Genomic DNA, 23,129 nt, shown 5'->3' on the forward strand with positions numbered 1-23,129 from the left:
CTCATTCCATGCTGCGATTAATAAAGGCGAGTAGTGGCTGAAGAACAACAAAAGCATCTGTAATCAGTTTGACAAGGTTTTTATCTGTCAGCATTTCATCGGGGAGATCAATAAATGCGATGTAACTTTTATACTTCAGGTATTCGGCTATCGGCGATTCCTTATCGAAATCTTTTGGAACCCGTGAAATTTTCAAAGCCGGGTCATTGTCAAGCGTTCCAAAAACCGATCTGAATTTTTTTGATTCAACTATTGACCGGAACTCGTCGGGGTTATAGTCGATCTCCTGACGCATTTTCTTCAGCTCCGTAGCTTCCGGCTGGTATAAACCCCCGCCGGCAAAACTTCCTCCGGGTTCCAGGTGAACGTAATAGTCTGCAAAAGGAAATTTCTTCGCACCAGTCCTGATCCGGACGCCAAAATTCGTTTTATAGGGTGATTTGTCTTTTGAAAAGCGGATATCACGATTTATGCGGAAAATGCATTCTTTTGCGGTTAAGGTAGCGACAAACGGATCATTTTTCGCATGTTTGTCAAGTATGGCCTGTACCAGACGCTCCACATCCGCGCGCGCTGATTCATAATCCTTCCTGTGCTCATCGAACCAAACCTTATTGTTATTTTTCTTCAGCGATCTCAGAAATGTGAGAGTGGACGGCTGTAACATTCCGGTAGTTTATCATACAGAAAAAGAACCGGTTGGCTACCGGTTCTTGGTAATTTTTTTCGCTGGCATTGCGCAATGCACGGAAACATTTTATTTCACTTTCGCCCAGTTTTCACCACTCTTGATGCGGTACATAGTCATTTCGCTTACTCCGTATTTTTCTGCTAGCTGACGGATAGTGAGCGTACGCTTCTTACTGCTCAATGTCTTCTTTATGGACCGTACCTGAGAAGCATTCAGCTTCAAACCGGTTGCACGGTTAGCCTGGATCTTCTTATAAGCCACTTTAGCGGGACTGCTCTGCTGATGTTCGATCATCTCCTCTAGTGTCGACCATTTCAGGTTCTTTACTGAGTTGTCAGTCTTGTTGTGGTTCACGTGGATCACATAACGGTGCTTCGTTGAAGCTTTTTTCAAAAAAAGGCGGGCAATTTCGCGGTGGATATACAATGTTCCATTATTACCAGGCCTGTGCAGATTCAGTGTCTTGTAACCTGTTGTCAATGAACCGTTCAGCAATTTCCCATCTTCCTGTACGGAATCTGTGTAACTGGCAACCCGGCCGCTGGAGGACAATGCATACTGTTTGCGAAGATGTTTCCATCCTGGAAACTGAAGTGGTTTCCATGATTCGCCAGATAATGGTTTAATCATCGTTCCCTTTTTTCTAAAGTTACGAAAAGATATGCAGCAAAACTATTATGCGTTTACCCATTCCCGATTAATTTCAAAAATTCTTCTTCGGTTATAATGTGGATCTGTGGGATCTTTTTGGCCTTTTCCAGCTTCGAGCCCGCATCGTCACCTACCACCAGATAATTGAGCTTGCTGCTCACTCCGCTCAGCAGCTTCCCGCCCTGTGCCTCCACCATCGATTCCGCTTCATTCCGCTTCAAGCGGTTGAGGGTTCCCGTGAACAGGAAGGTCTGCCCTGACAGGCTGCCCCCGCCCAGTTTTTCACGTTTGTCACTACTCATATTCAATCCCAGCGACTCCAGGTCTTCAATCAACTGTCGGTTGGCGGGGTTCCTGAAAAACTGGAATATACTGCCGGCCACCTTCACCCCAATGTCTTCCATTTGTTGCAACTGCTCAATACTCAGTTCGCCAAGATCATTGAGGTGATTTATTGCCTGCGCCAGGGTCTTGGCAGTCGTTTCACCCACATAACGGATACCAAGGGCGAAAATCAACCGGTGCAGTGGCTGTTTCTTAGATTGTTCTATTGCACTCGACAAGTTGCTGATCGATTTTTCACCGAATCCTTCCAGCCCGCGTAACCTCTCGAAGGGAATCCTGTATATAGACGGAATGTCAGTTAGTACACCCATCTCGTGGAATTTACGAATATTGGCCTCACCAAAGCTCCTGATATCCATTGCATCCTTTGACACGAAATGAATCATGCGCTCAAGCACCTGGGCCGGACAATCAATGTTCGTGCAGCGCCATACCGCTTCACCCGGATCACGGGATAGCGGCTTTTCACAGCGTGGGCAATCCTTAGGGAAAACAATCGGTTGCTCGTCTCCGTTACGTGCTTCCGGAAGCGATTTTACGATGTAGGGAATGACATCTCCCGCCCGTTCAACAAGTACCATATCGCCTATCATGAGATCTTTTTCCTTAATCACATCTTCATTAAAAAGCGAAATAGAGCCAACGGTTACTCCACCTATAGGGACCGGATCGATCTTCGCGACAGGAGTAATAGCCCCTGTCCGGCCAACCTGGAATTCAACAGCCCGTAAACGGCTCGTTGCCTGGCGTGCCTTGAATTTATAAGCGATTGCCCAGCGCGGATGATGCGTCGTCATTCCGAGCATGTCCTGCAGCTCAATACTATTCACCTTTATTACCATGCCATCTATCTCATAAGGAAGATCATCTCTTCCTGATTCATAGTCACTGCACCAGGCGATTACCTCATCTATTCCGGAAAAAACGCGTTTCTCTTTGGCTGGACTTCTGAATCCAAGCTGCCACAACATTTCCAACGTTCCGGAATGGGTAAGTAATGCCGGATTCGTTTCACCCGAATCAATATGATAGCTTACATGGTACAAAAACGCTTCCAGGTTACGCCGCTTTACTTCCCCGGGATCTTTGATGCGTAATGACCCCGAAGCCGCATTTCGGGGGTTCGCCAGCGGAGGGAGATTTTGCTCGGCAAGTTTGTCGTTGAATGCCTTGAAGTTTTTCTTCGTCAGCATTACTTCGCCCCGGATCTCTATTTGCTGAATATCATATGATGAGAATCGTGCTGACAATGGAACTGAGCGGATCTGCCTGATATTGGTAGTCACATCATCACCCTGAACACCGTCACCGCGCGTTGCACCACGCACCAGCAGGTCATTTTCATAGATCAGGGAAATGCTCGCTCCGTCAAACTTCGGCTCTACACTGTATTCAACAGTTTTCTGCTTTGTGCCTTCCCTGACCCGGCGGTCCCAGTCACGAAGGTCATCAGCATTATAGGAGTTATCAAGAGATAACATCGGTACCAGGTGCGCAACCGTAGGGAACGCAGATGTAAGTCCGCTTGCAACCCGTTGCGTTGGCGAATCTGTCCGGATCAGCGATGGATCCGTCTTCTCCAGCTTCTCCAGTGCCTTAAACAACTGGTCATACTCGTAATCTGCCACCAGCGGCTCATCCATCACGTAATACCGGTACTCGTGAAACCGGAGAATATTTCTCAGCTGCTCTATGTCATCAACTCCCAGTGTAGTGACCAGCGATAACAATTTTGTCGTCTGTTGCTGAAGTTCATTTGTTTGTTGCGGCGTATACATAATACGGGTTGGCGTTAAGTTAATTTGGACAATTGGTTCAATTGTGTATTTTTAACACATTATAGGATTGAACTGCCATGAGAAAATTTCTGCTGCTGGTAACCGGCACTTTATTGTATTTCTGCCTGTCTGCCCAGCTGATCAAAGTTAGCCCCGCTTTTCCGGATGATGATGATGTAGTTACTATTGTTTTTGATGCTTCGCTTGGAAACAGGGGACTCTTTGATTATAACGGTGACGTTTACGTGCATACCGGTGTCATCACCAGCCAGAGCACCGTTGCAGGTGACTGGAAATATGTGCCAACCAGCTGGAACTCCAATAACGCAGCCCATCGCCTGACTTCCCTTGGAGGCAACCGGTACAGTTTTACCATCAATGGTATCCGAAACTTTTACCAGGTACCGGCAGGCGAAGCCATAAGGAAAATGGCATTTGTTTTCAGAAGTTATAACCCTTCAGGAAATGTACTTGAAGGTAAAGCCTCAGATCTTTCTGTTGACCAGGGGAATATTTACTGGAACGTTTACCCATCCGGTACCCATGCGGTAAAAATTATCAGCCCAATCTCTGAGCCGCGTTACCAACCGCATTTTTTCCCGCCCGCCGTATCCCCTGGCGACTATATCGGTTTCCGGGCAGAGGCAAGTAAAAGTGGATTGATGCAGGTGAAGCTGAATGGAACGGTAATCAGGGAGGAGGCTGACAGTACAGGCATTTCTGTTGATGCGACGATTACAATGCCGGGTGAAAATGTGCTCATCGCAAGCTCTGAGGCGAATGGCCTGACTATCGGCGATACCTTGAAGTTTTTCGTGGCCGCGCCTGTCACAGTGCAACCCTTGCCTCCAGGTGTCAGGGAAGGTATTAATTACGAGGGAAGTGATGCAGCTACACTTGTATTGTTTGCGCCTGGCAAAACCAGGGTGAATGTTTTGGGTGATTTTAATAACTGGACGGAAACAACAGCCTACCAGATGAACCGTAGCCCGGATGGAAAATATTTCTGGTTGAAGCTTACGGCATTAGATCCTGGAAAGGAATATGCTTACCAGTACCTCATTGACGGTTCAATGAAAATTGGTGATCCGTATTGTGAAAAGATCCTGGACCCGGTAAATGATCCTTTCATTTCGTCATCAACATATCCCGACCTCATCGCGTATCCTACCGGCAAGACTACTGGAATTGTGAGTGTACTGCAGACGGATCAGGCGCCATATAGTTGGCAGGTTAACCAGTTTCAGCGGCCGGATAAGAGAAGCCTGATTATCTATGAAGTACTGGTGCGTGACTTTATTGAAAAACATGACTGGAAAACCCTTAAGGATTCCATAGGTTATTTTAAGTCGCTTGGTGTGAACGCTCTTCACCTCATGCCTTTCAATGAATTTGAAGGGAATCTTAGCTGGGGATATAACCCTTCCTACTATTTCGCTCCGGATAAATACTATGGAACAAAGAATACGTTGAAGGCCTTCATCGACGAATGTCACAAAAATGGAATAGCGGTAATCATGGATATGGTACTGAATCATTCTTTCGGTCAGTCCCCAATGGTTCAACTGTATTTCGATGGGTCGCAAAATCGTCCGGCTCCCGGTAATCCATGGTTCAATCCAGTTGCGCGACATGCCTTCAATGTCGGTTATGATATGAACCATGAGAGCATTGACACGAAACGATTCTTCAAAAATGTATGCAGCTTCTGGCTTTCTGAGTACCGGCTCGATGGGTTCCGTTTTGACCTGTCAAAAGGTTTCACACAGAAAAAAACATGCGATGACAATGGTGGAAATTGTGATGTGAATGCCTGGAGTGCTTATGATGCCAGCCGCGTGGCGATCTGGAAATCATATTACGATACGCTGCAAAAAAAAGAACCTGGTTGTTATGTCATCCTTGAACATCTTGGTGTGAATAATGAGGAAGCTGAACTTGCAGATTATGGCATGTTACTATGGGGAAATATGAACTACCAGTTTACCGAGGCAACAAAAGGCCAGGTGACTAATTCAAATTTTTCAGGGGGCCTGTATAATGCCCGAAACTGGCAAAGGCCACATCTTATCAGCTATATGGAAAGTCATGATGAGGAAAGATCCATGTACAGGTGCGAGACAGAAGGACTTAGCGGGTCTGGTTATAATATCCGGGACGAGAACACAGCCCTGCGCAGGAACGGCATGGCAGCCACGTTTTTGCTCGCAATACCCGGACCTAAACTTATCTGGCAATTTGGTGAACTGGGATACGACTACTCCATTAATCAGTGTAGCAACGGAACAGTGAACAACAACTGCCGTACTGACTTAAAACCGATCCGGTGGGATTATTATTCCATGGCAAACAGAATAACATTGCGAAATGTATATAAGGCTATGATTAACCTGAGGACGAACCCATATTACCACAACCTGTTCATCGGTGGAACAACGTCTTATGACCTTTCGGGAGGCATTAAATGGTTAAGTGTCACAACTGATACGTCTGCTTTGATGGCTGTGGGTAACTTCGGTCTGAATAGCTCCAACGGCACAGTGACGTTTCCAAAGCCAGGTGTCTGGTTCGATCTCTTTTCCGGCGAACTGCTGTCGGCTACCGGTGGCGCACAGTCGATTACACTGCCGGCTGGCAGCTACCGCCTTTTTCTGAATAGGAATCTTAATGGTACCATACCTACAGCGGTAAATGAAGTTGTTAACGACAATAACTTGCAGGTAAATGTCTATCCAAATCCCGTGGGATCCGCCAGCATCATACATTACACCGTTTCTGAAACCAGTGCTGTCGGCTTCCGCCTCATGGATTTGAATGGCAGAGTTTTACAGGAAACACGGGTAGGAACAAAGGCTCCCGGCCAGTACCGGCAAAAGCTGAATTCTGTGTTGCCTTTATCAGTACAAAGTGGCTTGTATTTACTCCATATGCAGTCAAATGGAAAAAGAAAAGTCATCAAACTTATGTTGCCCTGAACTTTCATATTATTTTTGGACCAGACGTAAACCTCAGAAAGACCATATGAAGCAAATTTCCCGGTTCAGTCATTTAGGTGAATTAAGTGATAAAGACTATTTCCGCATTGCCCTTTCAGTTGACTGTGTAATATTCGGATTCGAAGACGATGAGCTGAAAGTGCTGGTGATCAAGTGTAACATCAAGGAATATAAGGGGAAGTGGTCCTTACTCGGTGACCTTGTAAGGCCGGACGAGGATCTCGAAGGTGCGTCTTACCGGATCCTTAAGGAAAGAACCGGTTTGGACGATGTTTACCTGGAACAGGTCCAGACCTTCGGTAAAGTAAACCGGCACCCTGCCGGAAGAGTAATTACGATCGCCAATTTTTCACTGGTTAATATTAAGGATCACCAACTGAAACTTTCAGATAATGAACTCCATTGGCACCCTGTGAATGACATCTCCGAAATGGCATTCGATCATAAGGAGATCCTCAGCACCTGCCTGGAGCGGTTGCGTGAGAAAGTAGCGGATCATCCCGTGGTTTTTAACCTTCTTCCCAAAAAATTTTCCCTTCGGGAACTGCAAAGCCTGTACGAATCCATTCTGAATATCAAACTCGACAGGAGGAATTTCAGGAAGAAATTCTTTATGATGGATTGGCTCGTGGACCTCGACGAACTCGAGCAGGATGTGCCCCATCGCCCGGGAAAACTCTATAAATTCAACCAGGCAAAATTCGGGCGGAAGCCAAAAAAGGTCTCCTGATCTTATCATGTTCTTACTGCTTCCTTTAGTTTAGAATCAGTCTTTCAGGGCCGAACTGCCCCCCTCAACTTATCCCTCAAAATTTTTTTTAAAAAAAATTAACAACCTTCGAAAAAGTACATATAATTGTGTACTTTTTACACATCGTTAATATGTAATTAGTACACATAGTCATCAGCCGAATTTTTCTTTCATTATAAACGCTACAATTATTGATTATGTCCGCGAAACGCTTGCTTATGATTGCCTTGCCATTGCTATTCCACTTAGCATTGCAGCAGGGCATTTCTGCACAAACCAAAACTATCTCGGGAAAGATTACTGACAGGGACGGTCATCCCGTATCCGGTGCAACTGTGATGGTGAAAGGTTCCCGATCCGGTGCGCAGTCCGGTTCCGATGGAAACTTCACAATTACATTGCCCGAATCAGCGAAAACGCTGATAATTTCTTCAATTGGATTTGCCAAACAGGAAATTGTCATTGCCCAGGCAGTGAATTACAACATTACCCTTGCGCCAGACAATGCAGCATTGGGTGAAGTGGTGGTAGTGGCTTATGGCACCAGGAAAAAGGCAGACCTGACTGGGTCAGTCGTCGCCGTATCCGCAAAGGATTTTCAAAAAGGAGTAAACAACTCACCCGAACAATTGCTTCAGGGTAAAGTGGCTGGCTTGCAGGTAACTACTGGAGGTGGAGCTGCGGGTGGAGGAAGCAAAATCCGGATCAGGAGCGGCGCCTCACTGAACAGCAGCAATGATCCGCTTATCGTTATCGATGGAGTTCCAACAGATGCCGGCGGTATTGCAGGTTCCTCTAATATCCTGAACACAATTAATCCAAATGATATTGAATCGATGAGTGTTTTGAAAGATGCTTCTGCTACCGCTCTATACGGGTCCAGGGCTTCCAATGGAGTAATCATTATCACGACAAAAAAAGGTAGCACAGGAAAACCAAAATTCAACTTTAATACGACACTCTCTGCCGGAGTGCTCACTGGTAAAGTGGATGTGCTGACGGGCGATGAACTGCGCGACTTGCTTGGAAAACAGGGAACTGCCGATTATCAGAATATGCTTGGAACGGCAAATACGGACTGGCAGGATGAGATTTTCCAGACGGCAGTCGGGTTTGATAATAACTTAAGTGTGGCTGGTTCACTTGCCAAAAAATTACCTTACCGGTTGTCAATCGGTTATCTCAATCAGGAGGGAACTCTGCGTACGAATGAGTTCGATCGCTTCTCTTCCTCGCTGAACCTGAATCCTAAATTGTTTAAAGATCATTTAATCCTCAACGTTGCAGCAAAAACTGCCCATACTTCCAACAGGTTTGCAGATGAAGGGGCGATTGGCTCGGCAGTCACTTTTGATCCCACACAGCCTGTGTATGCGGAAAACAAGTTTGGCGGTTTTTATGAGTGGCTCCAGGCCAATGAGAAGCCTGTCGATCTCGCAACGAGAAATCCTCTCGCCCTTCTACAGTTGCGGAACAACAATTCAAATGTGTTTCGTTTCATTGGCAATGTGCAGGCAGATTACAAACTTCATTTCTTACCTGACCTTCATGTATTGCTAAACCTGGGTATCGAATATAATGAAGGTGCCGGTAACGATAATATAGATTCGGTTAGCGCTACTAACTATAAGACTGCAGGACGATTCACACATTATGAACAGGTAAAGCGGAACACACTGGCAGATTTTTCCATGTTCTATACAAAAGAGCTCGATAACCTTCGCAGTAAGTTTGATGTGCTGGCGGGCCACAGTTACCAGGATTTTTATACTTACAACAAAAATTATTACTCATACGGCCAGAACGGTGTACGCATCGAAGATTCAAAACCCACTAATGAGGTTAGCCCGGCGCGCTACCGTCTTGAATCTTACCTCGCACGGTTAAACTACACTTTTGCAGACAAATACCTGTTAACCGCATCTATCCGTCGCGATGCGAGTTCGCGATTCAGTGAAGAAAACCGCATAGGTTATTTCCCGGCAGTGGCACTTGCATGGCGATTGAATCACGAGTTCTTCCAGGGCAGCAATGTAATCAGCGACCTGAAGCTGCGTGGTAGTTGGGGAGTTACCGGTCAGCAGGATATCGGCGATTATTATGGTTACCTGCCACGCTATTCCACCAGTTCCCAAACAGCCCAGTATCAGTTCGGCAACACATATTATACTTATTTGCGCCCGGCCGGATACGATCCCAATTTGAAATGGGAAACTACTGAAACAGTGAACCTTGGCCTCGATTTCGGTTTCCTGGACAATCGTATCTCCGGATCGGTAGATGTGTATAAGAAGAAGACACACGATCTGCTCGCGGCGATAACGCCTCCTCCCGGTTCTAATTTCACCAACCTGCTAATTACCAACGTAGGAAATATTGAGAACGAAGGCATCGAACTGGTGATCAATACCACTCCTGTCAGGAAGAATGATTGGCAATGGGATTTTGGATTCAACCTGGCATTGCAGGAATCAGAAATAACTCGGTTGCAAAAACAGGAGGACCCGAATTTTATCGGGAATGAAACCGGTGGTATAGGCGGTGGTACGGGAAATAAAATCCAGATCGACGCAGTTGGCTACCGTCCAAAATCCTTCTATGCATATCAGCAGGTATATGACCAGGCTTCAGGTTTACCGATTGAAGGTCTGTATGAGGATATCAACCGTGATGGAAAAATTGATCCTCTCGACAAGCGCATCTATAAATATGGCTCACCTGACTTTCTGTTTGGTATCAATACACAGGTAAGTTATAAGAAGTTCAGCTTCGGAATCGCTGCACACGGAATGGCCGGAAACTATTTGTACAACAACGTAAACAGTGAACGCGCGACTTTCAGGAATGTTCAGAATCCGATTGGCTTTGTTCAGAACACAACAGCCAGCTACTTCGACACCAAATTCTTCAACAACCAGTATAACTCTGATTATTACATCGAGAATGGTTCTTTCTTCCGTCTTGACAACATTAACCTCGGTTACACAGTTGGACGTGTGCTGGAAGGGAAAGCCAATCTGCGTCTTGCTGCAAGCATTCAGAATGTATTTGTGGTTACAAAATACACAGGACTTGATCCTGAGCTTGCAAACGATGGTATAGATAATACGATCTATCCTCGTCCGCGCATTTATTCACTTGGTGTGAACCTCGATTTCTAATCAACAATTGTTTGCAGTATGAAAAATATGATTGTAAAAAAACTTTCAATAGTGATGGTTGCAGCTGCAATGGTAACATCATGTGCCAAGAAGCTTGACCTGTTTCCACCGAATGATCTGACACCTGAAACCACCTATTCAACAGCAGCGGGATACAAAGCTGTTTTGGCCAAGATCTACGGTGGTATGGCTACTACAGGTAACCAGGGTCCTTCAGGTGCCTCCGATATACAAGGACTTGATGAAGGCTCACAGTCCCCTTTCATTCGTGGATTCTTCAACTGCCAGGAGCTGCCTACAGATGAGGCAATTGTGACCTGGAATGACCAGACGATCCATGATTTTCACAACATGCGGTGGACAAGTGCCGATCCGTTCCTCCTGGGAATGTATGCACGTCCAATTTACAACATCACGATTTCAAATGAGTACCTGCGGGAGTCTACTGATGAAAAGGTCGCAGGTCGCGGGATAACCGGTTCGGATGCGGAAGAGATCAGGGGAACCCGTGCTGAAGTACGTTTCCTGCGAGCCTTCAACTACTGGGCAATGCTGGATCTGTTTGGTAAATCAACCTTTGTAACCGAAGAGGATAAGATTGGGTCAGACCTACCGAGGCAAATCGAACGCCCCGAACTGTTCGCATTCATTGAAACAGAATTGAAGGCTATAGAGAATGATCTGGCTGCAGCGAGATCTATGGAGTATTCACGCGTTGACCGTGCGGCAGCCTGGGCATTGCTTGCAAGGCTCTACCTGAATGCCGAAACATATACCGGAACTCCCCGTTATGCGGACGCCCTTACTTACGCTAAGAAAGTTATTGATGCGGGTTATTCCCTGCACCCTGATTACCGGCAGGTATTTATGGCCGATAACGACCAGGCCAAGAATGAATTCATTTATGTTATAGCCTGCGATGGTGCCAGGATCCAGAGTTATGGTAATACAACTTTCCTGGTGCATGCAGCTTGCGGTGATGACCACGATGAATACGGGGTCGCAGGTGGCTGGTCAGGATACCGTACCACTGAGGCATTTGCAAACCTTTTTGCAGATAAATCAGGAAATTCTGATCAACGCGCGCTGTTCACTAATCTCGGTAATCCTGAAATCACAACCGTAAGCGCATTTGCTGAAGGTATTCATGTGCGGAAGTTTATCAATATCCGCTCAGACGGCAAACCCGTAAATGATCCAAAGCGTGATTTCGTAGACATAGACTTTCCCATATTCCGCCTGGCAGAAATGTTGCTCATCTATGCCGAAGCGCATATACGTGGTGGTGGAGGTGATGCTTCAACTGCACTTGACTACCTGAACCAGCTTCGTTACAGGGCATACGGCGGAAGTTTTGGAACCGGTGATGTCGGTAAGCTGAACGGTGGGGACCTGAACCTGCAGACTATCCTTGACGAGCGGGGTCGCGAATTATATTGGGAAGGACACAGGCGTACAGATCTCATCCGCTTTGGCAAGTTTACCTCTGCGTCTTATCTGTGGCCATGGAAAGGTGGTGTTTCATCCGGTACAGCAGTGGATGACAAATATAAACTCTTCCCGGTTCCTTCCGCAAATCGAACAGCCAACCCTAACCTCGACCAGAATGCAGGTTACTAATCAATTTAAAAAAAGCACACAGTTATGAAAATGCTTTATAAAATATGCGTACTCTTTTTGTTTGCTGCCACAATGTGGTCATGCGAAAAAGATGAGAACAGGATCAATTTTGAAGGTGGCACGGCGCCGGTGCTTGCTATCACGGACAATGCACCTGAGTTGTCCTTCAACAATTCAGCAATGGAGGCGTTTACACTGAACTGGACCAATCCGGACTACCAGTTCACGACCGGGGTCAGCTCTCATGATGTCAGCTACGTCATTGAGATCGATACGGTGGGAGCGAATTTTACCAATCCCGTTAAACATTCTGTTTCCATCAGCAAGGACCTTAGCAAATCATTTACGATCGGCGATTTCAACGATATCCTGCTAAACTCGCTGCAACTGAAACCAGCTATGCAACACAATATCGAAATCAGGGTCAAAGCGAATATTGCAGTGTCAGCGGCCACCTTGTTTTCAAATGTAATGCAGTTGACCGCTACGCCATATTCTATCCCGCCCAAGGTGACACCCCCCTCGTCCGGAACACTCTATATTGTCGGCAGTGCGACCCAGGGCGATTGGTCAAATCCCGTTCCGGTTCCTTCACAGCAGTTCACACAGGTTAGTGAAACGATTTACGAGATCACGGTAAATCTTAAAGGAGGCGGCGCATACCTATTCATTCCCCGAAACGGTGAGTGGGCGAAATACAATGTGAAAGATGACAAAGCCGCAGGCATTCAATCGGGCGGTGACTTTGGTGCAGAACAGGCCAAGGATATCCCTGGCCCTGATGCTGCTGGTAACTATAAGATTACCGTTGACTTCCAACGTGGAAAGTTCACTGTAGTGAAACAATAATCCTCATCCATTCAACAACAGAAAATGAAATTCATTTTAAAATATTCTTTTGTTGTGTTGCTGGCAGTATTGTTCGCTACTGGCTGCGACAAAGTAAACGACCTGCCGGAATATGAAAGCGGCAACGCCCCCGCGCTCGCTACATCGGTAAGTGCAATTGCACCGGCTCCGGCTGATTCACTTGAGCCCGCGGTTACATTTACGTGGTCATATCCTGCCTACGCATCAGATTCATCCAGTATTAAGTATGTGATAGAGATCGACTCTGCAGGCAGAAATTTTTCCAATGCATCAAAACGGGTGGTTACAGGCGCCTTAAGTTCAACTTATCTCTCCAAAGAGATCAATGAAATCCTGCTTGGATTTGGTTTTGAATTCGGTAAGCCATATGACATGGAAGTACGGATAACATCTTCCTACAGTAATAACAATGATAAAAAAATGTCCAATGTCATTGCTATGAAGATGACTCCCTACAAAATACCGCCACGTGTTGAACTGCCTTCATCCGGTAAACTCTTCCTGGTCGGTGACGCCTCTGATGGGGGCTGGAGTAACCCGGTTCCCGCTCCTTCACAGGAGTTTTCGCGACTCGATGAAACAACATTCGAAGGCGTGTTTCACCTGACCGGTAGCAAGCAATATCTCATTCTTCCCGTAAACGGTAGTTGGGATAATAAGTATTCCGTGGAAGACAACAGTATTCCAGGGCTGAGCAGCGGTGGCGATTTCGGATATAACAAACCAGGCAATTTCCCTGGCCCTGCCAACGATGGAATGTATAAGATCGTGGTGAATTTCCAGACTGGTAAGTTCAGTGTAACTCCATATTCTGAAAATAATCTTCCAACAAACCTGTACATCGTTGGAAATGCGACGGCCGGCGACTGGGGAAACCCGGTTCCTGTTCCTGGTCAACAGTTCACCCGGATCAATTCTGTTGAATGGGAAATTACGCTGCCTTTATTTGGTGGGAAACAATACCTGTTCCTCCCTGTGAACGGCGACTGGAGCCACAAGTATTCAGTTGATGACAATACATTAACCGGCCTCGCGGAAGGTGGAAAATTCGGCTATGATCTAAGCCAGAATTTTCCTGGCCCTTCTGCAGATGGAACTTATAAGATCAACGTCAATTTTGCCACCAGCAGGTTCATTGTGACAAAACAATAATCAACTGCACTTCCTTTTCCGTTAGTTTTCAAAAATTGCATCATTAGTTAGAAAGGGTTGCCCGGATCGGGCGACCCTTTTTAGTTGAAATAAAAATTCTGCCGCTAAACATAAACGGTTAAGCTGATATTTAATAATATTGAATATCACTTGTGCCAAAAAACAATGTTTGTATGAGCAAGAATCAACGCCGCTCATTCCTGAAAAATATAACATTGGGCGGCCTGGGCGCTGTCACCGTTCCGGGTTCGATTGGTCAGGGCGAATTACATGAAAATGCAGGCAATGCAGATCGTGCCCCCATTGATCAGGAGACCCACTCATTTAATGGCACTTATTCCGGTAAATTTCTCACCAGGCTTGCTTTTCCAATCGGGGGTATTGGTGCAGGAATGTTCTGCATGGAAGGAACAGGTGCTATTTCACACATGAGCATCAGGCACCGGCCGGAAATATTTCATGAGCCGGGAATGTTTGCCGCAGTGTCAATCAAAGGTGACAACCCCCGCGCAAAAGTGCTGGAAGGACCTGTGCCTGAATGGAAATTCTTTGGGCAACGAGGAACCGGCAACGGAGCCGCTGGCACTACCTTCGGCTTGCCACGATTCGGGGAAGCGAGTTTTAAAACGGAATTCCCATTCGGAAAGGTTGAGCTCTCTGACCATCAGTTCCCCCTTTCAGTCACCATCATCGGCTGGAGTCCTATTATCCCGGGCGATGCAGATGCATCATCACTTCCAGTTGGCGCTTTCGAGTATACGTTCCACAACAATAGCCCCGATGTACAGGACGCCGTCTTTTCCTTCAATTCCAAAAACTTTCTTGCCACCGATAAAGCAACCAACTCGGTTCGCGCTGCAACAAACGGTTTTATACTTAAAAACGAAAACGCAGGCAAGCCACAGGAGAATACGGATTTTGCCGTCTTCACGAATGAACCGGATACCAGGACTGACCATTGCTGGTTTCGTGGCGGATGGTGGGATCCTTTGACTATGGCATGGAACACTGTTAAACAGGCAGGCATAGTTGAAAATCCTCCGGTTGACAAAGACGCCCCGGGGGCTTCCCTGTTTGTCCGTTTCAAACTTCTGCCAGGTGAAAAACGTAGTATCCGCCTGTGCTTTGCCTGGTTTACACCGGAATCTGATCTCCAGATTGGTGAGAAGAGCGTTTCAGAAAAATTGTTTTACAAACCCTGGTACGCAGGAAGATTTAAGGATATTAATGAACTAATAAGTTACTGGCAAAACAACTACCATGAACTCAAGTCAGGAAGCAGGTCATTTTCCGAGGCATTTTATGCAAGCACTTTACCTCCCGAAGTAATGGAAGCCGTTGCCGCCAACCTGACAATTCTCAAATCCCCGACAGTAATGAGACAGACGGACGGCAGGTTGTGGAGTTGGGAAGGTTGTGGCGACGAGGGTGGTTGCTGCCATGGATCCTGTACACATGTCTGGAACTACGCCCAGGCAATACCACATCTGTTTCCTGCTTTGGAAAGAAGCCTGCGTGAAACCGAATTCGGTGAGAACCAGGACATGACGGGACACCAGGGCTTCCGGGCTAACCTGCCAATTACAGTCGTAAAACACGAATTCCATGCTGCAGCAGATGGTCAGCTCGGCGGTATAATGAAGGTTTACCGCGACTGGCGCATCAGTGGTGACGTTAACTGGCTGCAAAGGATCTACCCCAGGGTGAAAGCGAGCATGGACTACTCTATAAAAACCTGGGATCCCCGTGGAAAGGGTATCGTCGAAGAACCCCATCATAATACATATGACATTGAGTTCTGGGGCCCGGATGGAATGTGTACCAGCTTCTACCTTGGCGCCTTGCATGCCATGGTGGAAATGTCAGTCTTCCTTAAAAAAGATCATAAGCAATATGCCATACTCCTTCAGAAAGGGAAAGCTTACCTGGAAAAAGAATTGTTTAATGGCGAATATTATTATCAACAAATAAAAGTGGATGGACTCAATGCACCTGATCCCGCGAAGGCACAGTCTTTCGGTGGCGAATATTCCCGGGAGGCAGTTGAATTACTGAAGAAAGAAGGGCCGAAATATCAGTATGGAACGGGATGCCTGAGTGATGGTATTCTTGGCGCATGGATGGCGCAGGTTTGCGGTTTGCCGGAAGTATTTAATCGAAGCCAGGTAACCAGCCATCTGCTATCGGTGCATCAAAATAATTTCAAAGTTGATCTAAGTACTCATGATAACCCACAGCGCCCCGCATATGCTCTCGGTAACGAAGGCGGTTTGTTATTATGTACATGGCCGAAAGGTGGCGAACTTTCACTTCCTTTTGTTTACAGTGACGAAGTATGGACCGGCATCGAATACCAGGTTGCCGCGCACCTGGTGATGATGGGCAAACAGGATGAGGGACTTTCAATTGTCCGCGAATGCAGAAAACGATATGATGGAAGGGTAAGGAATCCATTCAACGAATATGAATGCGGTCATTGGTATGCGCGGGCGATGTCCAGTTATAGCCTTCTGCAGGCACTCACAGGTTTGCGTTACGATGCTGTTGCTCAAAGTTTATATATGCATTCGCAGTTTGGAGATTTTACTTGCTTCCTTTCTACTGCCGGAGGTTTCGGAACAGTTAAACTTAAAGACGGACGTCCCGCCTTGAACGTCGTCTCCGGCAAGATCCCTGTAAGGAAATTCATTGTAGACTCAAAGATTATACCTGCATGACAGTAGGCGTCAAGATGATCGTAGGCATCCGGTTTAACATGTATGATGAATCCGGTCAGCTGCTGGAAGCAGGATTTGATGCTCCGCCGGTATGCTACTTCCACGGCGGCGATTTGATCATGCGGGCGCTACAGGAACAGCTATGCGGACTTTCTGCCGGTGATTCCCGGCGTGTGTTCCTGGCTGAATCGGAAAACCCCCTGGGGAAAAAGATCTTTTTCGATGTGGTGATAGATTCTGTCCGGCCCGCCACATCAGCAGAAATGGTAGCAGGGCATCATCTGCCCGGGCATGGAAATACAGAAAGCCAACTGGTAGTACACCTGGTTAGCGGTTTTCTCGGAAGTGGAAAGACTACGGCTATTTACCAGGCTTGCAAATCATTACAGGCTAACGGATCAGAGCCCATCGTTATAACGAACGACCAGGGTCGCCTGCTGGTTGATACCCATTTTTTTTGCAGCAAAGGAATTCAGGCATTACAGATCAGCGGTGGTTGTTATTGTTGCAACTATACGACACTCGAGGGAATGATCGCGGGCATTATGACCAGAGCTTCCGAACGGTCAATAGTATTTGCTGAGGCAGTTGGTTCCTGTACAGATATTGTGGCAACGGTAATGAAGCCATTGTTGAATTCCCTTCCAGGGGCTGTTGTTACTGTAACATCCTTTGCCGATGCCCGATTGTTGCTGAACCTTATTCGCGGTGGTCAAATTTATGCGGACGATGTCGGGTATATCTATCATAAACAACTTGAAGAAGCCTTCGTGATCGTCCTGAACAAAATTGACCTCTTACACGAAAACGAATTAAAGGAAGTAAGGCAATACCTCCAATCGGCTTATCCGGACAAAACAATTCTTGAACAGAACAGCCTGGTTGACAATGGAACAAGTGCCTGGCTTTCATGGCTGGAAAAACAAAAGACTTCTCTAAGGCTGCCGTCACTTGAACTTGACTATGACCGTTATGCCGCGGGAGAAGCGAAAATGGCCTGGCTTGATAAAGAACTGATTATAGAATCCCAAACCGGTATGGCAAATATCATGGCCCGTGAGCTTGCAGGCGACATAGTAGCCAGGATCAAAGCAAAAGAAATGCCCATAGGTCACCTGAAGTTCTGGATTAACGGAACCGACAAACTGGGTTTTACTGCAGCCAGCAATAAGGATGTGACTGATACGCAGGAACCTGGGGTTATGAGTGCGTCCATACTGATTAATGCGAGGGTAGAAGCAGAACCTGAAGATCTCGACGAAATCGTCCGTGATGCTATCAGTAACCTGTCAGCAGGAAATGAGGTACAAGTAATAATAAAACATGCTGCATTGTTCAAACCGGGATACCCGGTACCTGTTCAAAGAATAGCATAAACGAAATAACAATCCCCACGTAATGAAGAATATACTATTGTTTGCCAGTTTGTTTTTTTGTATTGCAGCTTTTTCACAACAGAAGTTCAATGGACTTGACATGAATCTTTCCAACCTGTCGCGTCTCTCAGATGCAAAAACCCGTTCGATAAGTCCGGAGAACTTCAGTGGTGGTAAAGGGCAGGGTGGTATGGCTGATCCCAGGGAAAAGGATAAGCGAAATGTGGCAAATGCAAGTAATGCCGCACGTGATCTCGGGAAAGGCTGGAAAGTGAATCCATTCATCCTTATTGAACCAGGAGAAACAATTACGATTGCTGAAATGGAAGGTCCTGGCGCTATTCAGCAGATCTGGATGACACCAACCGGAAACTGGAATTTTTCGATTATCCGGTTTTATTGGGACGATGAAAAGTCTCCGTCAATTGAAGCACCTGTTGGTGCATTTTTTGGAATGGGATGGAATGAATTCGCTCCGCTCAATTCGCTTGCAGTTACTGTGAATCCTGGCAGTGCATTCAACTGCTACTGGAAAATGCCCTTCCGTAAAAAGTGTCGTGTTACGATGGAAAATGTAAATCCAACCGAAAGGATGAGCCTTTACTACCAGATCAATTACACTCTTACAGAAGTGGGCGATGATGAAGCATATTTTCATGCGCAATATCGTCGGTCCAACCCGACCAAAGGTGCGGAACATACAATAATTGATGGCATCAAAGGCAAAGGACATTACGTGGGAACCTATATGGGCGTGGGAGTGAACAATAACGGCTGGTGGGGCGAAGGGGAGATCAAGTTCTTCATGGATGGGGACAAAGACTATGCTACAATAGTAGGTACCGGTACAGAAGACTATTTCTGTGGTTCCTACAATTTTGAGAATAAGGTGACAAGGCAATACCAGGAATTTTCAACTGCCTATGCAGGGCTGCACCAGGTTATTCGTCCTGACGGCGTTTACCGCTCACAACAACGTTTCGGAATGTATCGCTGGCACATCATGGACCCCATTCGTTTCGATGGCGATCTTAAAGTAACGATCCAGGACCTCGGCTGGCGACATGGTGGCCGTTACCTCCCCCAGCAGTCCGACATTATCACCGTTGCATACTGGTATCAGCGCGAACCACATACTGGCTACCCCAAGCTGAATGGCAGGGACCTGCTGGAAGTTAATTAATGTATGCATGCATGAAAAAATCATCAATATCACTTCTTGTTGGAACAATAATGACTGTTGCCTGTAGTGAACAACCAACTGAAGGCAGCTTTGCTTACGACTATAATTTCCTTTTACGGCACGATAGCAGCCTGGTTGAGTTAAAAGCCGGGAAAGCAGGCGTGCTGGTTTCCCCTAAATACCAGGGCAAAGTATTCACTTCTTCCGCCGATGGTAAAGGGGGGAGGAGTTTTGGCTGGATCAATTACAAAGCCTTTACCGCCCCTGAGGATTCACATATGAATGCATACGGTGGTGAGAACAGGCTTTGGCTGGGTCCGGAAGGCGGTAAATATTCGGTCTTCTTCCGGCCAGGTGATACAATGATTTTCAATAACTGGAAAACGCCTGCAGCAATCGATACGGAGAGCTGGGATCTCGCATCAAAAGGTGACAGGTCGGTAACCCTGAAGAAACAAATGCAGGTCACCAATTATACCGGCAACAAACTCGATCTTCAGATAAACAGGACCGTTACCATCCTTTCTAAAACTGAAATTGAAAATAACCTGCAGCTACAACTTGGTGATTCTATCAGCTTTGTAGGTTATTCCACTTCCAATCAACTGACCAACACGGGCGGAACCGGATGGACTGAACAAACGGGCATGCCCTGCATCTGGATCCTTGACATGTTCAATCCCTCGCCTGCTACTACAGTTGTCATTCCATATAAACCTGCTGCCGACACAGTGAAAGTGGCCACCACCGGCTATTTTGGTGAGATCCCTGCCGATCGCATTAAAATGACCGGTAACACGCTTTTCTTCAAAGCCGATGGAAAAAGCAGGGGTAAATTAGGGATTCTTCCTCCGTATGTCCTGCCTAAAGCAGGCAGCTACGATGCTATTAACCATGTGCTGACTATCACCATCTTCGACATTGATAACACGGCTCGTTATCTAAACCAGGAATGGAACACGGAAAGGCCGGTTTTCAGCGGCGATGCAATGAATGCTTACAACGATGGCCCACTGGCCAATGGCGGACAACTGGGCCCCTTTTATGAGATAGAAAGTGTATCGCCGGCGGCAGAATTGAAGCCCGGTGCGTCAATTGTCCATGATCATAATGTATATCACTTCCAGGGAGCCCCGGGGCAATTGAATATAATCGCACAAAAAATCTTGGGGGTCTCTCTTGATGATATTCAAAAGGTTTTTCAATAACCCCCGATCGCAACTTAAATTTTCACATCCTTTTGTTTTTCAATGATAAACGAGATTATCTCTTCCAATGGCGTCCCGATCCGTGACAGTGCGTCCTCGATATCTGTTCTGTCTACCTGTGCCGCAAAAGACGGAGTTTTCAGTTTCTTCATTACTGACTTCACATCCATGCCTTCATACCTGGTAGGCCGGATAAGTGCTGCCGCATGTATAAAGCCGGACAGTTCGTCAAACACATAGATCATTTTTTCCATGCTGGTTTCCGGTTCTACGCCAAAATACCGGGGTCCGTGACAGGCGATTGTACGGATGATCGCCGGGTCTATTTCCCGCTTTTCCAGTTCTTCGATGATCATCCGGCAGTGACTGTCGGGGTATTTTTCCCAGTCGGCGTCGTGAAGTACACCCGCTACCCACCATTTTTGTGCTTCGTCAGGCGGCAGATCCTCCTGTTCCAATGCCCAGGCTTTCATTACAGCCCCGACCTGCAGCATGTGTAAACGGAGCCGTTCATTGGGCACCCATTCGTTGAGAATCCCGAGAGTTTCTTCCTCAGAAAGAGTGTTTCCTGTATTCACAGGATTGCCGAAATCTGTACGACCGAGGCTTAGAATTGCCATCACTGAAATTTTGATGTAAAAATATTTATTGAAAATCAGTCAGTTACAAACAGTGCTTTAAAAATAGTCCGGTATTTGCTTGGAATTAAGGCAGCGTCTCCGCTACCTTTGCGCTCCGAATTATTTCATCATTCCAGTCACCGGGTTGGCGGTGGCGGACTAAATTAAGTTAAATGAGCAAATTGCATTTCACCACCAAGCATGCGAACGAGGCTACCGTGCAGCGTAACTGGTACGTTGTAGATGGTACCAATCAAACCGTAGGTCGTATGTGCGCCAAAATCGCGGCCATACTTCGTGGTAAGAACAAAGCGTATTTCACCCCCCACGTTGATTGTGGCGATTTCGTTATCGTGATCAATGCTGACAAGATCCAGTTCACCGGTAACAAACTTGAGCAGAAAGTTTACGACCACTTCACGGGTTATCCCGGCGGTTTGAAAGAAGAAGTGGCAAAGGACCTGCTGAAGCGTCGTCCGGAAGTGATTATTGAGCGTGCTGTTAAAGGTATGCTTCCGAAAAACCGTCTCGGTCGCAAAATGTATAAGAAACTTTTTGTTTATGCTGATGGCAAGCATCCGCACACTGCACAGCAACCGAAAGAACTGAAATTCTAATTAAAAACTTCACTCCCGTCAGGGATCTAATTCCAAATAAATGGAAAAGCAAAAAAATGGTTTAGGTCGTCGTAAAGAAGCTGTGACACGCGTGTTCCTCAGCAAGGGCGATGGCAAGATCACTGTAAACGAAAAAGACTACAAAGTGTATTTCCCGCTGGTTTACCTGCAGAACCAGGTGGAAGCCCCGTTGAAAGCGATTGAAGCTATCGATAAGTTCGATGTGGTAATCAACGCAACAGGTGGTGGTGTAAAAGGCCAGGCAGAAGCTGCAAAGCTTGGGATTGCCCGTGCATTGCTCGAAGTAAATGCTGACTACCGCCCGGTATTGAAAGCAGCAGGATTCCTTCATCGTGACCCACGTGGTGTTGAGCGTAAGAAGCCAGGCCGCAAGAAAGCACGCAGAAGCTTCCAGTTCAGCAAACGTTAACCTTACACTACTACAACTAATAAGATTATAATGGAAAACAATACTTCTTTACAACAACAATTGCTTGAGGCTGGCGTACACTTTGGTCACCTTAAGAAGAAGTGGAACCCCAAAATGCTTCCCTATATCTTCGCAGAGAAGAAGGGTATCCATATCATTGACCTGAACAAGACTACCGAGAGCCTGCAGGAAGCTTCAGCAGCACTGAAGCAGATCGCACGCAGCGGTAAGAAAATCATGTTCGTTGGTACCAAGAAGCAGGCTAAAGAAATTGCAACTCAGTGTGCGCAGCGTGTGAATATGCCATACGTTACTGAACGCTGGCTGGGTGGTATGCTCACCAACTTCAACACCGTTCGTAAGAGCGTGAAGAAAATGCAGAGCATCGATAAAATGCTGAATGACGGTACTTTCGACAACATTACCAAGAAAGAGCGCCTGACACTGACACGTGATAAGGAGAAAATGGAAAAAGTACTCGGCGGTATCGCCCAGCTGGGTCGTGTTCCTGCTGCCCTCTTCATCATTGATATCGGTCATGAGCACATCGCCCTGGCAGAAGCCAAGCGTCTCGGCATCACTACATTCGGTATGGTAGATACAAACTGCGATCCGAACAAGGTTGATTTCCCAATCCCCGCTAACGACGATGCTACAAAGAGTATCGCAATCATCATCGAATACATCACTGCAGCTATCGCAGAAGGTCTTGCTGAAAGGCAGGCCGCAAAAGATGAGGACGTTGAAGAAAGCAGCGATGAGAACGAAAAGCGCGCAGCTCGTCTCGAAGCTGAAGCCCAGGCTGAAGCAGGTCGTGGCGGTCGTTCACGCGGTGGCAATGCACCAAAGCGTCGCGTTCCCAACAGCCCGAAAAGAACCGGAGCAAGATAAGTCAATAAGTGAATAAGTCAATAAGTGAATGGTTCCCGTTTCACCTGTTGACTTATTCATCTATTCACATGT

Annotated in this window: 17 protein-coding genes; 13 read left to right on the plus strand and 4 right to left on the minus strand. The window is 46.6% G+C overall.

Annotation, left to right across the window (positions count from 1 at the left end):
• Position 1 precedes the first annotated feature (1 nt).
• The 3 genes from OI18_RS07875 to ligA form a co-directional block, all read right to left on the minus strand.
• A complete protein-coding gene (locus OI18_RS07875) occupies positions 2-667 on the minus strand; it encodes a DUF2461 domain-containing protein (protein ID WP_039138700.1) in 666 nt (221 codons plus the stop codon).
• Positions 668-757: 90 nt separating this feature from the next.
• Entirely contained in the window at positions 758-1,321 is a 564-nt protein-coding gene (locus tag OI18_RS07880; protein WP_039138703.1) for an NUMOD4 domain-containing protein, read from the minus strand.
• 53 nt (positions 1,322-1,374) lie between these two features.
• Positions 1,375-3,465 carry an NAD-dependent DNA ligase LigA gene (gene ligA / locus OI18_RS07885; protein ID WP_039138705.1) on the minus strand — a complete coding sequence of 697 codons (2,091 nt, stop codon included), beginning with the start codon at positions 3,463-3,465 and terminating at the stop codon, positions 1,375-1,377.
• Positions 3,466-3,542: 77 nt separating this feature from the next.
• Here ligA and OI18_RS07890 point away from each other — a divergent pair, with 77 nt between their 5' ends.
• The 10 genes from OI18_RS07890 to OI18_RS07935 all read left to right on the plus strand — a co-directional run bounded on the left by OI18_RS07890 (position 3,543) and on the right by OI18_RS07935 (position 20,499).
• The gene (locus tag OI18_RS07890) at positions 3,543-6,440 is read left to right on the plus strand and encodes a DUF4961 domain-containing protein (RefSeq protein WP_039138707.1); all 2,898 of its coding nucleotides are present in this window, start codon (positions 3,543-3,545) and stop codon (positions 6,438-6,440) included.
• Between the two features lie 46 nt (positions 6,441-6,486).
• Positions 6,487-7,191: an NUDIX hydrolase gene (locus tag OI18_RS07895; protein ID WP_052272984.1), complete on the plus strand. Its 705-nt coding sequence runs from the start codon at positions 6,487-6,489 to the stop codon at positions 7,189-7,191.
• 218 nt (positions 7,192-7,409) lie between these two features.
• Positions 7,410-10,373 (plus strand): SusC/RagA family TonB-linked outer membrane protein, encoded by a 2,964-nt coding sequence (locus OI18_RS07900; RefSeq protein ID WP_039138708.1) that lies wholly within the window; start codon positions 7,410-7,412, stop codon positions 10,371-10,373.
• A gap of 18 nt (positions 10,374-10,391) precedes the next feature.
• Positions 10,392-11,993, plus strand: coding sequence for a RagB/SusD family nutrient uptake outer membrane protein (locus OI18_RS07905; RefSeq protein WP_039138710.1), 1,602 nt, complete (start codon positions 10,392-10,394; stop codon positions 11,991-11,993).
• Positions 11,994-12,017: 24 nt separating this feature from the next.
• Entirely contained in the window at positions 12,018-12,842 is an 825-nt protein-coding gene (locus OI18_RS07910) for a SusE domain-containing protein (RefSeq protein ID WP_039138713.1), read from the plus strand.
• A 24-nt stretch (positions 12,843-12,866) separates the two neighbouring features.
• Positions 12,867-14,015: a SusE domain-containing protein gene (locus OI18_RS07915; protein ID WP_039138714.1), complete on the plus strand. Its 1,149-nt coding sequence runs from the start codon at positions 12,867-12,869 to the stop codon at positions 14,013-14,015.
• 173 nt (positions 14,016-14,188) lie between these two features.
• Positions 14,189-16,732 (plus strand): GH116 family glycosyl hydrolase, encoded by a 2,544-nt coding sequence (locus OI18_RS07920; RefSeq protein ID WP_039138716.1) that lies wholly within the window; start codon positions 14,189-14,191, stop codon positions 16,730-16,732.
• Positions 16,729-18,108, plus strand: coding sequence for a GTP-binding protein (locus OI18_RS07925; protein ID WP_039138718.1), 1,380 nt, complete (start codon positions 16,729-16,731; stop codon positions 18,106-18,108). Before OI18_RS07920 ends, OI18_RS07925 begins: the two co-directional genes overlap by 4 nt.
• 22 nt (positions 18,109-18,130) lie before the next feature.
• Positions 18,131-19,291, plus strand: coding sequence for a glycoside hydrolase family 172 protein (locus OI18_RS07930; RefSeq protein WP_039138720.1), 1,161 nt, complete (start codon positions 18,131-18,133; stop codon positions 19,289-19,291).
• A gap of 11 nt (positions 19,292-19,302) precedes the next feature.
• Positions 19,303-20,499: a DUF6786 family protein gene (locus OI18_RS07935; RefSeq protein ID WP_039138810.1), complete on the plus strand. Its 1,197-nt coding sequence runs from the start codon at positions 19,303-19,305 to the stop codon at positions 20,497-20,499.
• Between the two features lie 14 nt (positions 20,500-20,513).
• Here OI18_RS07935 and OI18_RS07940 read toward each other — a convergent pair whose 3' ends face one another.
• Positions 20,514-21,119: a hydrolase gene (locus OI18_RS07940; RefSeq protein ID WP_039138722.1), complete on the minus strand. Its 606-nt coding sequence runs from the start codon at positions 21,117-21,119 to the stop codon at positions 20,514-20,516.
• A 173-nt stretch (positions 21,120-21,292) separates the two neighbouring features.
• Here OI18_RS07940 and rplM point away from each other — a divergent pair, with 173 nt between their 5' ends.
• Genes rplM through rpsB form a run of 3 tightly spaced genes read left to right on the plus strand, consistent with a single transcriptional unit; the run spans position 21,293 to position 23,057 of the window.
• Positions 21,293-21,736: a 50S ribosomal protein L13 gene (gene rplM, locus OI18_RS07945; RefSeq protein ID WP_039138724.1), complete on the plus strand. Its 444-nt coding sequence runs from the start codon at positions 21,293-21,295 to the stop codon at positions 21,734-21,736.
• Between the two features lie 40 nt (positions 21,737-21,776).
• On the plus strand, positions 21,777-22,166 hold the full coding sequence (rpsI, locus tag OI18_RS07950) for a 30S ribosomal protein S9 (protein ID WP_039138726.1): 390 nt from the start codon (positions 21,777-21,779) through the stop codon (positions 22,164-22,166).
• Positions 22,167-22,196: 30 nt separating this feature from the next.
• Positions 22,197-23,057 (plus strand): 30S ribosomal protein S2, encoded by an 861-nt coding sequence (rpsB, locus tag OI18_RS07955; protein ID WP_039138727.1) that lies wholly within the window; start codon positions 22,197-22,199, stop codon positions 23,055-23,057.
• The last annotated feature ends 72 nt before the right edge of the window (positions 23,058-23,129 follow it).

Origin of the sequence: Flavihumibacter solisilvae (genome assembly GCF_000814475.1) — a bacterium.
GTDB classification, from domain to species: domain Bacteria; phylum Bacteroidota; class Bacteroidia; order Chitinophagales; family Chitinophagaceae; genus Flavihumibacter; species Flavihumibacter solisilvae.

Coding starts and splice junctions, on each gene's coding strand:
- OI18_RS07880 (WP_039138703.1), bottom strand. CDS start 1,321: ATGATTAAACCATTATCTGGCGAATCATGGAAACCACTTCAGTTTCCA.
- OI18_RS07890 (WP_039138707.1), top strand. CDS start 3,543: ATGAGAAAATTTCTGCTGCTGGTAACCGGCACTTTATTGTATTTCTGC.
- rpsI (WP_039138726.1), top strand. CDS start 21,777: ATGGAAAAGCAAAAAAATGGTTTAGGTCGTCGTAAAGAAGCTGTGACA.
- OI18_RS07940 (WP_039138722.1), bottom strand. CDS start 21,119: ATGGCAATTCTAAGCCTCGGTCGTACAGATTTCGGCAATCCTGTGAAT.
- rpsB (WP_039138727.1), top strand. CDS start 22,197: ATGGAAAACAATACTTCTTTACAACAACAATTGCTTGAGGCTGGCGTA.
- OI18_RS07925 (WP_039138718.1), top strand. CDS start 16,729: ATGACAGTAGGCGTCAAGATGATCGTAGGCATCCGGTTTAACATGTAT.
- rplM (WP_039138724.1), top strand. CDS start 21,293: ATGAGCAAATTGCATTTCACCACCAAGCATGCGAACGAGGCTACCGTG.
- OI18_RS07920 (WP_039138716.1), top strand. CDS start 14,189: ATGAGCAAGAATCAACGCCGCTCATTCCTGAAAAATATAACATTGGGC.
- OI18_RS07910 (WP_039138713.1), top strand. CDS start 12,018: ATGAAAATGCTTTATAAAATATGCGTACTCTTTTTGTTTGCTGCCACA.
- OI18_RS07875 (WP_039138700.1), bottom strand. CDS start 667: ATGTTACAGCCGTCCACTCTCACATTTCTGAGATCGCTGAAGAAAAAT.
- OI18_RS07930 (WP_039138720.1), top strand. CDS start 18,131: ATGAAGAATATACTATTGTTTGCCAGTTTGTTTTTTTGTATTGCAGCT.
- OI18_RS07915 (WP_039138714.1), top strand. CDS start 12,867: ATGAAATTCATTTTAAAATATTCTTTTGTTGTGTTGCTGGCAGTATTG.
- OI18_RS07900 (WP_039138708.1), top strand. CDS start 7,410: ATGTCCGCGAAACGCTTGCTTATGATTGCCTTGCCATTGCTATTCCAC.
- ligA (WP_039138705.1), bottom strand. CDS start 3,465: ATGTATACGCCGCAACAAACAAATGAACTTCAGCAACAGACGACAAAA.
- OI18_RS07935 (WP_039138810.1), top strand. CDS start 19,303: ATGAAAAAATCATCAATATCACTTCTTGTTGGAACAATAATGACTGTT.
- OI18_RS07905 (WP_039138710.1), top strand. CDS start 10,392: ATGAAAAATATGATTGTAAAAAAACTTTCAATAGTGATGGTTGCAGCT.
- OI18_RS07895 (WP_052272984.1), top strand. CDS start 6,487: ATGAAGCAAATTTCCCGGTTCAGTCATTTAGGTGAATTAAGTGATAAA.